The sequence below is a fragment of the Slackia isoflavoniconvertens genome (assembly GCF_003725955.1).
GTDB classification, from domain to species: Bacteria; Actinomycetota; Coriobacteriia; order Coriobacteriales; family Eggerthellaceae; genus Slackia; species Slackia isoflavoniconvertens.
Genome location: NZ_QIBZ01000025.1, coordinates 1 through 10,199, shown reverse-complemented (window position 1 = coordinate 10,199; position 10,199 = coordinate 1). Strand labels below are relative to the sequence as shown.

Sequence of the window (10,199 nt, the reverse complement as noted above, 5' to 3'; positions counted from 1 at the left end):
AGTCCTACCGCGTCCGCCATGCCCTCATGCAGGAGGGCTAGCCGCTCAGAAAGCGTGCGCACTTCCGATGCTCAGGCTGCTCAATTTCCGATGCTCTTTTTGCTCAAATCCTCTTGACGAAACACATCGAGGAGGAGGCGGCCTCCATCAAGGGCAGCCGCTACGCGCTCGTGAAGAACCCCGAGGACCTCACCGACGGCCAGAGGGCGAGGCTCGAGGCGCTCAAGAAGAGGGCCGGCTCGCGGCTGGTCAGGGCCTGGGAGCTCAAGGAGGACCTGCGGGCCGTCTTCCGGGCAGCCGACGGCTCCGAGGCCGCCGAGCTGCTCGACGACTGGATGCACAGGGCCGCCTACTGCAAGATCGCCAAGGTCGTCGCCGTGGAGAAGAAGGTGCGCCGCCGGCGCGACGACATCATCGCCGCAGTCGAGCTCGGCATCAGCAACGGGCGCGTAGAGGCCATCAACAACAAGATCAAGGTGACGGTGAGGATGGGCTACGGCTTCCGCAACACCGACAACCTCGTGGCCCTGCTCATGCTCAGGTGCGGCGACTGCCAGCCCCAGCTCCCGGGTCGCCCGGTGAAGGCGAGGAAGAAGGGCGTGAAGGGAGCGAAGAGCGTTGCTGCCTAGGCTAGCCCCTTGTCACACAAACTACCGAAGCCTCGCTTTTTTTGATATGTCAATGACCGTCGGATTTTGTCGATAGGGTATGTGCTTCATGGCGGCTACCTCCTTTTAGCCGCCGCTTTTAACAGTGATACCGCGTCATTTCATTAGAAGATAAAAAGAAACGGCGGCTTTGGTTTTTCAAAGCTGCTGCGGAAATCAAAGAACGACAAGCAACAGTTCTGATTTTGCTCCAATATGGTTATTGGGGGCACAAATTAAATCAAAAAAGAGCCGATAACAGCAGTATTTCAAACTGCATATTATCGGCTCTGCGTCTGTGCGTCTGGCTCTTTTAATTAAATTATTTTTGTTGTTTTTTGGCTTTATTATATGTATTAGCTAACTGTCCACAAGCTGCTTTAATCTTTCTACCATGAGAAACTCTCATGGTAACTTCAAGTCCTGCTTGCTCTAATTGATGTTTGAACGCAACCATTTCTTGTTTTTGTGGTGCTCTAATTTTTGAATTACTCGTCGGGTTGTATTGCAGCACGTTAATCATAACATTTTTGCCCCGAAACCATTTTGCAAGTTGTCTTACATCTGAGGGCCGGTCATTTATACCCGGTAAAAGCAAATACGCAAATACCACTTTTCGATTATGCCTTTGTGAATAGGACAATGCTTGCTTAACAACATCTTCAATAGCGTACATGTGCATATGAGGAATGATGCAGTTTCTCGCAGCCTGTGTTGCTGCATGTAAAGATATTGTCAACTGAATTTTTAGATGTTCTTCGCGCAATTTTTTTAATTGATTAACTGGACCAACTGTTGATACGGTAATGCCGTCGGTTGGAAAGTTAAGTCCATTTCTATCTCGAAGAATATGGATTGCTGCAATCAAGTTGTCGTAATTGAATAAAGGTTCTCCCATTCCCATAAAAACGATACGATTTACTTTTTGACGTATCAATATGACCTGCTGCACAATTTCAGATGGTGTTAGATTACGAACGAAACCATTGCGTCCGGACTCACAAAAAATACAGCCAACAGAACAACCAACTTGCGTACTTACGCAAACAGTCCCACCATCTCGCCGTTTAATAAAAACCGTTTCGATATACCTGTTGTCTTTCAATTCATAAACATACTTTTCAGTATCGCTACTTTTATAGACTTTTTTTGTTGATATTGATAGATTTTTTTTGTGAAATGGCTGTTTATACAATTCCGCATATAAGGCTCTTGCTTTATCCTCTCCAATTACTTCCGACATTTCTTTGTAAGTAAATCCGTATGGGTCATTCAATATTTCCGTAAGTGTACTTTTAGGTAAGTGTTTCATTTAATATCCTTCCTTTTGTTTTTCAGAGTTTTTGATTATGATTTCTAATTTTTCAAAAAAGCCCATATTGAAAATGGGAAAAATCTTTTTTGATTTCAATGCTTATCGAATACGCATGCTATGTAACATAAACATTTCCCCCTTTTAATAATACTATACAAGACGATATGAGCAGGACATAAAAAAGTTGGAAGCCCCTCCTGCATGCATATCCGCGGATTAGGCCGACAATAGAGGTGTCCAAACCGCCAGCGGCCACGCCGCATTCATGGAAGGGGCTTCCGATGAGCAATGCTACCACTTTCGTAGGGCTAGACGTGCATGCCAGGCCGGTGAAGGCCTGCGCGTTCGTCCCGGAAACGGGCGAGACGATCAGGAAATCGTTCGGCTACGAGCCCGGCGAGATCGCCTCATGGGTGTCCTCGCTGCCCCAGTCCGCCAGATGCGTCTACGAGTCGGGAGTGACGGGCTTCCACCTTTGCCGCGAGCTGAACGCGATGGGCGCCGCCTGCGTGATCGGAGCCGTTTCCAAGATGCACAAGCCCGCCGCGGACCGCGGCCGCAAGACCGACAGGCGCGACGCGCAGTTCCTCGCGGTGCAGCTGGCGCTGGGCGTGGTCACCGAGGTGCACGTGCCCGATGCCGAGTGCGAGGGCGCGCGGGATTTGGCGCGGGCGCTGGCCGACGCGCGCGACGACGCCGTGCGCGCCAAGCAGAGGCTTTCGAAGTTCCTGCTCAGGCACGGGCTCGTCTACGACGAGAGGAACGCCGCCGGCCAGAGGCGCAACCGCTGGACCGGGGATTTCTGGGCGTGGGTGGGCCGCATCGACCTCGGGGACGCCGCCGCCATGGCGACGCTGGACCACTACTGCGAGCGCGTGCGCGAGGCCGACGCCGCCAAGGCCGCGCTCGAGGCGAAGGTCAAGTCGCTGGCCCAGCAGCCTAGATGGAAGCCGACCTGCGACGCGCTCAAATGCCTCAAGGGTATAGACGCGGTCACCGCGGCTTCGATCGCGTGCGAGGCCGACGGCTTCGCGAGGTTCGCCACGGCGTCGGGCTTCGCGGCGTGGGTGGGCCTGGTGCCCTCCGAGCACTCCAGCGGCGAGTCCCGATTCCGCGGCGGGATAACCAAGGCCGGCAACAAGCACCTGAGAAAGCTGCTCGTCGAGGCCGCCTGGCACTACAAGGGAGCGTCGAGGTCGCCGAAAGACCTGGCCAAGGGGCAGGTAGTCGACGCAGCGACCAGGCGACACGCCAACGCGGGCGTGAGGCGGCTCGTCGACAGGCGCCGCTCCATGGACGATGCGGGCAAGCAGAGCAGCGTGGCCAACGTCGCGGTGGCGCGCGAGCTGGCCTGCTGGTGCTGGGCCGTGGGCCGAATGGCGGAAGGCGCCTAGCGGGAGCGCCGCGCACATATCCGGGTCTTTCCCGGAATTCCCGGGCTCGACGGGCGTCGGCCTCCATCCTCGGATTTTTTTCGTGCGGCGGCGAAGCCGCCACGCACGCCAAAAGACAGACGAGACGGAGGGGCCGGCCGTAGCAACGAGATGCACCGGCGCATTCTGCGCGATGGGCGAATATTAAACTGCCAGACGGGCGTCGATCCGACACGCGCTGTCAACGGGGATTGCGGAGGAGATAGATTGGGCCAAGGGCGAACGAAATCGCCCTTGGCCCTTCATTGCCTATTGACAATGTCCTGCTCATATTATAAAAGGCGCCTACGAGGACACCTACAGGCTATCTTCGAACTACTTGGTTGGGGCAGACGGAGGAAAAAAATAGGGCAGAATCGCTCTCATGATCCCGCCCCGCAAACCCGAGGGTTTCTAACTGGCTCCATTATTCCGGGCTTCTCAGTTCTGTCATTGACCCAGGTATCATCCGTCTCCTATAGCGAGTGAATATAAAAATAGGGCAGAGTCGCTTGCGCAAGTCCGCCCCTAAAACCGTGAAGGTTTTGCTATCTGCAGGCTATTCTACCAACCCGAGCGATTCTGTCAACCTGCGAAGGAACTCGAGCGCGGAGCGAGCTGCGGCGTCGGGCCCCTTGTCGGGCAGCGCCTCGGTTTCGCCGTCGGCCCTGGCGAACATCTCGGCGAGCTCGGATGCGGCGCGCGAGCGCGAGGAGCCCTCGGGTACCAAGCCGGAGTGCGCCACGAGCACGGTCGCGACCTCCTGCATGGCCGTATTCCCCATCCACTTCCTCCTGGTCGCCTTGGGAATCCCCACGGCGGCGACCCTTCGGGAGACGCCGCTGGACGCCGAGCCCCGGGCGGCGCCCCTCTCGGCGAAGCAGTTGATCAGGCACGAGCCGTGCGCGGCGCAGTTGCGGACGGACTTCACGCGCTTGAGGTCGTAGTGGGAGGCCTCGAGGCGCCTGTCGCCCCATCGCCTGGCGCAGAAGCGCACGAAGTCGATGAGGGTGCCGAACGAGGTGAGCTCAAGGAAGGCCCAGGCAGGCATGTCGCCGGAGTACTTCGCGTAGAGGCTCGAGCTGTAGGGGCTGCGGCCGCTCATCTTGAGCTCGCGCAGGCGGTACTCCCTGTTTGCAGTGGTAAGCGATGCCATGTAGTCGGCCACGATGGCGTAGCCGTCCTCTCCACGGTCCTCCATCTCGCGAAGCAGTGTCACCTTCTGGAAATGCTCGATGTCGAGCGTCATGCCGAGCAGGGCGTGGCGCAGCTCCTGGTCGAGCGCCGCGAGCAGGCGCAGCTGGCCGAAGTCGAGGTCTACGTAGCGGCCGTCGCGCGGGCCTCCCTCGTATTTCGAGAAGAGTTTGCGGTAGGATGCGAGCTTGAAGAAGTTGCACTTGTCGCGCAGGTAGTCCGCGGCCTCTTCCTCGGAACACAGTTCGAAGGCTACGCCCTTCTGCTTGAGGTGCTCTATCTGCTGCTCGATCGTGAGGATCGGCTTCCTATCGTGGGGTTCGGCCATGCTCGGTCTCCTGTCATTGATTTGAGAATCCTATTCTACCAGCATGTTTGCCCTGAATCCTGAAGGCCCGTTCGCCAACTCATAAGCAAGCCACCTGAGACTACTCACTTTGTTCACGAATGGCGAAGACCTGCGACCTGGGGTTTTGCAAATGGCGCGCAAGCCACCCGCGTTAATTCACTTGCGATTGCAGCTGGCGGCTTGCGGGCAAAAGGGCGGTTGAGTTTCAAAACGGGCGTTTTCGGCGCCATCGAGCCTCCAAAGGCGACCCGCCGCGCACTTTGGGACAAAAACAAAAACTCAAAGCCCTGAGTTTGAAAAAAGTTTTTGAGGTTGTCCCAGCTTTTGTCCCCGAAGCCGACGAAACGCGACATCGCGTCATTCGGCGGCACGCGTTCCGTGTCGATGCCGAAAACTGGGTGTAACTGGAGTGACGGGACGGCAGAACCGACGCCATCGAGTGGGAGTAGAAAAATTGGGAATAGAATTCCCAATTTTAGTAGGAACAGCGTAACTAGGTACGCGAATGGGAAGGGGAGTCCCGCGGGACTCCCCTCTGTTTAGATCGAGAATTAGAACGGTAACGTCACGTATGCTTTATGCGTGCTTGCATTTGCGATACGCGGTTAACGCGATGCCGACTGCGATCAGGGCTGCTGCACTGAAGCAGAGGGATGCCAGGAGTGCCATCTGGTTGTCACCGGTCCGGGGGATTGTTGAGTTGGTGGGAGCGGAGTCGGCATTCTTCTCCCACTGGGCGTACAGGGTGGTGTCCTGGTCTGCGTTCTTCTTGGCGTCGAAGGCCTGCTTGCCTTTCTTGTCGTAGGTCCAGCCCTTGAAGGTGTAGCCTTCGGCGGCAGGATCATCGATAAGGGTGATGGGCTTGCCCTTCTCGGTCTGCTTGGTCACACTGTCGCCGTGGCCGTTCATGTCGAAGGTGACATCGACCATTTCGATGATGGGAGTGGAGGGAGCTTCCCAGACAGCCGTGAAGGTGATGTTTTCTTTAGCGGTGTATTCGCCGATAAAGGGATCGGTGCCTTCGGAGCCCTTCATGATCCAGCCAACGAATGTGTAGTCGCCGTCAGTGCCTAGATTGGGGAGTTCGACGATCTCGTCCTTGTTCACGGTTTTGGCCTCAGGTGCGGTCCCGAATTCGGATTCGAAGGAAACGGTGACCTTTTCCTTTTCGGTCCATTTGGCGTAGACGGTCATGTTCGTAGCGGCGGTGCCGTTGAACGAGGTGGTGAGGCTCTCATCGGTGAACCAGCCGCCGAAGTCATAATTCGGGTCTGTGGGCTGGGGCAGGGTGACGGACGTCCCCTTCTTGACCGTAATGGGGTTGATGATCTGGGTTCCGTGGCTGTTCATATTGAAGGTCACGGTGACGGTTTCGTAAAGCTCTGCTTTAGTGAATCGGGTAGTGGGTTTCGAGCCTTCAATGGAAGATGCTGCTTGATTGGTGGGAAGAATATCTTCACCAAAACAGGCGGTTAATACTGATCCATCTTCCGTTGTCAACTCAAGGACAGATGGGTGAATTGTATCTCCGTCGTTATTCGTGAAATGGGCCTCCAGGTGATCGTTCGAGCTATCTATTTTTATTTCAAGCGATAGGTTCTTTTCATTTGCTTTAACGACGCCATATCCCGGCGCTTTGACTTCATTCCAAGTGGCAATGGGTCCCTCGCCTTCAGCCCAGGCGTAATTCTGGGTGCCGGAGAAGGTGAAAGCGCAAACGCCGACGATGGCTGCGAGCGTGAGGACGAAAACCGTCCGGCGCCTGGCCAAGGTCTCTTTAACCTGTATCTTCATCGTATCCTCCAATTCAAGCGTGCGTTCCCTATTGCAACATTGCATTTCATGTTAACAGAGAATTATTTTCGAGCATGTCCCTTGCTCGGCTCGGGCTTGCTCTGGACGGGGATGCTTCGCGGTCTTGATGGGGTGGGTGCCTAATTCGAAGGAGGCAGAATCTGGTTTGGTGGTGCAGAAAAGTAACAAATATGATTTATTAGAGAGGTAATTACATTCAAACGACGCATAGCCAACAAAGATTCGGTTATTCTTTACCAAATCGAAAAAACGCAGCAACACACTGTACGTCGTGTTGCGTTTTACGTTGGTTCAATTCGATGCGATTGGAGCAGACATGAGCTTCATGGATTCCAAATTCTCCAAATGGGGAGAGGTCGAAACTGCAGTTCTCTCCCAATCGCTTGCGAAAAGATTTGCGAGGGTGATGCTGGCGGCAGTGCTGGCAGCATCTTTTCTGCCCGTCGCAGCTTTCGCTGATACGGGAGGCGACTCCGAGCTTAAGGGAATAAAAGGCAAAACAGACCCGATTTTTTGGTATGAAATAACGAGCTATCAAAACTTGACAAAAAGGTCAAGTTATGATTGGAGCTGGGAAAAGGACGGCGAAACTGGAGCTATCACTGTAACGGAAACGGATGATCCATCTCGCGTTACTGTGACGGGAACTGAAATCGGCAGCGTGATTTTGAAGGTTTCGGGAGGTGATTTGGGTGACGAGACAATTCGAATCAAGATTAGAAAGCGTACCGTAGGTTTGTCTTCCTCGTATGGCCATAAGATCTATGACGGCACCCCTCTTACTGTCACAGGAATTAATGAAGATGGGGAGGGTTGGATTTCTGCTGACAGAGACAGAGTTACATACACGATGACCGGTTCTCAGACGAATGCTGGCGAATCGGATAATACGTTTGACGTAGAGTTTCCTTCGGGTAGTGAGGAATACTTCAAGGAACACTACGCTATTACCATTAGTTATTCTACATTGAATGTCGCACAGCGTCCGGTCACCCTGACCTCCGCGAGTGGTTCGAAGGAGTACGACGGCAAGCCCCTGACCAATCACAAGGTCACCGTTGGGGAGGCTGCCCGGGGCACTGGTTGGGTCGATGGCCAAGGTGCCACCTATTCTTTCGCCGGTTCGCAGAAGATCGTCGGCTCCTCTGAGAATGCATTCGAATGCATCCCCAACGAGGGAACCAATCTGGACAACTATCAGATTAACAAGACGTATGGAACCCTGACCGTTACCGACCGTAGCGAGAAGTACCAGATCACCCTCACTCCTAACTCCAAGTCCGTGACCTACGACGGCACCGAGAAGTCCGTATCCGGTTTCGAGACCCTGGAGTTCCAGATCAATGGTCAGACCTTCTACGTTTCCGGCGTTGAGGCTTCTGCAACGGGCACCGATGCAGGCGAGTACCCTGTAACGAAAAGCGGCCAAGCTGTCGTCATCGATTCCGACGGCAACGATGTGACCGACCAGTTCATCGTGAACATCGACGATGCAAAGCTGACCATCGTCGGGGTCGACTCCGATAAGCCTGCATCCAATCTCCCTCACACCGGCGATAGCGCCGCCCTCTATGCAATGGGCATCTGCGGCGTTGCGATCGCTGCCGGTGCTGGGGCGCTCTTCACGTTCAGAAAGCGCAACAACTATAAATAAGCACGGATACCATCGGTGCAGCTCCATTGAAATGAAGCGCTAAGATAATCAGCAAAGGGGCCTTCCCGTCTGGGAAGGCCCCAACTTTGTGCGCGAGCATGGCATGTCAGAGAGCAAGCGTTTTGTTGAGGGGGTAAATTGTTTGCTAGCAGCCTCTGACCATGCTAAATCTGTCTACTATTCAAACAGAAAAACGAGCAGCTCAACATATTTTCCTGTAGAAAAGAATACGGCAGCGCACGCAACGCGGCCGGCCCCTTCCCTTCCTGCCGAAATCCCCACGCCTGCCATCCGCTTTTTCTATGCAAATATTCACAAAAAAGCGAAAAAGGAATACAAATGCCTTATCTATAATTTGAACGAGAAAGGAAGCACGATGGGTAGACTCGAAGGCAAAGTTGCTATCGTAACGGGCTCCACCAGCGGCATTGGCATCGGTATCGCAAAGGTATACGCAGCCGAGGGCGCAACGGTTGTTATTAGTGGTCGTCGTGCCGAAAAAGGCCAAGTTGTAGTTGATCAAATTGTTGAAGCAGGCGGCAAGGCAAGCTTCCACTATTTCGACATTACCGAACCAGCAAGCATCGAAGCGCTTATTGCAGACACTGTAGAGCAATACGGCAAGCTCGATATTTTGGTAAACAATGCAGCAAACGTTGCCCTCAAGGACGGTCGTGTTGACGAGCTCACCCTTGAAATGTGGGACGCTATTTTGGAAAGCGACCTGCGCGGCACCTTCTATGCAACGAAGTGCGCTATCCCCTACATGAAAGAAATTGGTGGCGGCGCAATCGTAAACATTGGCTCTATGGCATCATGTGCAGGCGACTTAGGTTCTACCGCTTATGCATGCGCCAAGGCGGGCGTAGACATCTTCACGCAATACGTTGCCTTGCAATACGGCAAAGACAACATCCGCTGCAATTGCATCCGTCCAGGCTTGATTGTTACGCCAGAAAACGAGGCGAAGGTTCCTCAGATGCTCAAAGATATCTTCTTGGGTAGCATCATGGTTAACCGCTACGGTTGCCCAGAAGACATTGCTCATGCAGCCGTATATTTTGGCTCCGATGAAAGCACCTACACCACGGGACAGATCATCAACGTTGACGGCGGCATGAATTCGCACGCTCCAACCGTTGCTCAGTTCCGCCAGATGAATTCCCGCACGTGGTAATTCGCACAGGCGAATAGACCAGTACGAAAGCGCGAACGCGAGAATGCGGAAAGCGTGGACGCATGAACGCATGAACGTTCTAGAGTGTGAAAGCGCGAAGGCGCGCATGACTGAACGTGCGAAAGCACACCACGCACGCAAAAGATTTCTTGCAGATAGAATCTACATGGCCACCCTTTGCGGGTGGCCATGTTTTTTGTGCAGGCAATCTGTTGGCTAAGGCTTATAGGACAAAACGTGTGTCCACGTTGGGGGCATCGGCGCAGGTCGATGCCCCTTTTTCAGCCGTATAAATTCCGTGCCCGCTTTTAACCGCTCGGACAGAATGTGTGTCCGGTTGCCTATCGTTCCCGCAGGCAGATAACCTTTTCCGGAACCGTTAAATACCCTTTCGGAAGAGGTGGCCATGAAGGCCGTCTATTGCCCCTACTGCGGCGGGCGGGCCAAGCGCAACGGCAGGACCTCATCGGGGTCCCAGTGGTGGAGGTGCACGGACTGCGGCGCGTCGACTGTTGATGTTCACTAAGAAGTGGTCCGAGTGATCACTGGGAAATGAGCACCGTGAGCACGAAAAATTGAGCAGTTTAAGCAAGAGGGCCGCGCCCCGGGGACCGGGGGCGCGGCCCTCGCCGTATG

At 54.3% G+C, this 10,199-nt stretch carries 9 protein-coding genes; 5 read left to right on the top strand and 4 right to left on the bottom strand.

Annotated elements, in window-relative coordinates:
* The first annotated feature begins 113 nt into the window (after nt 1–113).
* Complete coding sequence (locus DMP05_RS09395) at nt 114–629, top strand: transposase (RefSeq protein WP_161957534.1); 516 nt, start codon at nt 114–116, stop codon at nt 627–629.
* Nucleotides 630–969: 340 nt separating this feature from the next.
* Here DMP05_RS09395 and rlmN read toward each other — a convergent pair whose 3' ends face one another.
* A complete protein-coding gene (gene rlmN, locus DMP05_RS09390; protein ID WP_123220201.1) occupies nt 970–1,959 on the bottom strand; it encodes a 23S rRNA (adenine(2503)-C(2))-methyltransferase RlmN in 990 nt (329 codons plus the stop codon).
* 284 nt (nt 1,960–2,243) lie between these two features.
* Here rlmN and DMP05_RS09385 point away from each other — a divergent pair, with 284 nt between their 5' ends.
* Nucleotides 2,244–3,356: an IS110 family RNA-guided transposase gene (locus DMP05_RS09385; RefSeq protein WP_123220200.1), complete on the top strand. Its 1,113-nt coding sequence runs from the start codon at nt 2,244–2,246 to the stop codon at nt 3,354–3,356.
* A 577-nt stretch (nt 3,357–3,933) separates the two neighbouring features.
* Here DMP05_RS09385 and DMP05_RS09380 read toward each other — a convergent pair.
* The 3 genes from DMP05_RS09380 to DMP05_RS09370 all read right to left on the bottom strand — a co-directional run bounded on the left by DMP05_RS09380 (nt 3,934) and on the right by DMP05_RS09370 (nt 6,711).
* On the bottom strand, nt 3,934–4,896 hold the full coding sequence (locus DMP05_RS09380; RefSeq protein WP_075844146.1) for an Abi family protein: 963 nt from the start codon (nt 4,894–4,896) through the stop codon (nt 3,934–3,936).
* Between the two features lie 113 nt (nt 4,897–5,009).
* Complete coding sequence (locus tag DMP05_RS09375; RefSeq protein ID WP_123220199.1) at nt 5,010–5,270, bottom strand: hypothetical protein; 261 nt, start codon at nt 5,268–5,270, stop codon at nt 5,010–5,012.
* 223 nt (nt 5,271–5,493) lie between these two features.
* Nucleotides 5,494–6,711, bottom strand: coding sequence for an InlB B-repeat-containing protein (locus DMP05_RS09370; RefSeq protein ID WP_161957533.1), 1,218 nt, complete (start codon nt 6,709–6,711; stop codon nt 5,494–5,496).
* A gap of 337 nt (nt 6,712–7,048) precedes the next feature.
* Between DMP05_RS09370 and DMP05_RS09365 the strand changes: the two genes are divergently transcribed.
* The 3 genes from DMP05_RS09365 (at nt 7,049) to DMP05_RS10300 (ending at nt 10,089) form a co-directional block, all read left to right on the top strand.
* Entirely contained in the window at nt 7,049–8,386 is a 1,338-nt protein-coding gene (locus DMP05_RS09365; RefSeq protein ID WP_148039728.1) for an LPXTG cell wall anchor domain-containing protein, read from the top strand.
* A gap of 88 nt (nt 8,387–8,474) precedes the next feature.
* Nucleotides 8,475–9,563: an SDR family NAD(P)-dependent oxidoreductase gene (locus DMP05_RS09360; protein ID WP_211326883.1), complete on the top strand. Its 1,089-nt coding sequence runs from the start codon at nt 8,475–8,477 to the stop codon at nt 9,561–9,563.
* A gap of 406 nt (nt 9,564–9,969) precedes the next feature.
* Complete coding sequence (locus DMP05_RS10300) at nt 9,970–10,089, top strand: IS1/IS1595 family N-terminal zinc-binding domain-containing protein (RefSeq protein WP_417764994.1); 120 nt, start codon at nt 9,970–9,972, stop codon at nt 10,087–10,089.
* Nucleotides 10,090–10,199 lie beyond the last annotated feature (110 nt).

What these genes read in the sequence shown, in the direction of transcription:
- rlmN (WP_123220201.1), bottom strand. Translation starts at nt 1,959, where the DNA reads ATGAAACACTTACCTAAAAGTACACTTACGGAAATATTGAATGACCCA.
- DMP05_RS09385 (WP_123220200.1), top strand. Translation starts at nt 2,244, where the DNA reads ATGAGCAATGCTACCACTTTCGTAGGGCTAGACGTGCATGCCAGGCCG.
- DMP05_RS09380 (WP_075844146.1), bottom strand. Translation starts at nt 4,896, where the DNA reads ATGGCCGAACCCCACGATAGGAAGCCGATCCTCACGATCGAGCAGCAG.
- DMP05_RS09375 (WP_123220199.1), bottom strand. Translation starts at nt 5,270, where the DNA reads ATGTCGCGTTTCGTCGGCTTCGGGGACAAAAGCTGGGACAACCTCAAA.
- DMP05_RS09370 (WP_161957533.1), bottom strand. Translation starts at nt 6,711, where the DNA reads ATGAAGATACAGGTTAAAGAGACCTTGGCCAGGCGCCGGACGGTTTTC.
- DMP05_RS09365 (WP_148039728.1), top strand. Translation starts at nt 7,049, where the DNA reads ATGAGCTTCATGGATTCCAAATTCTCCAAATGGGGAGAGGTCGAAACT.
- DMP05_RS10300 (WP_417764994.1), top strand. Translation starts at nt 9,970, where the DNA reads ATGAAGGCCGTCTATTGCCCCTACTGCGGCGGGCGGGCCAAGCGCAAC.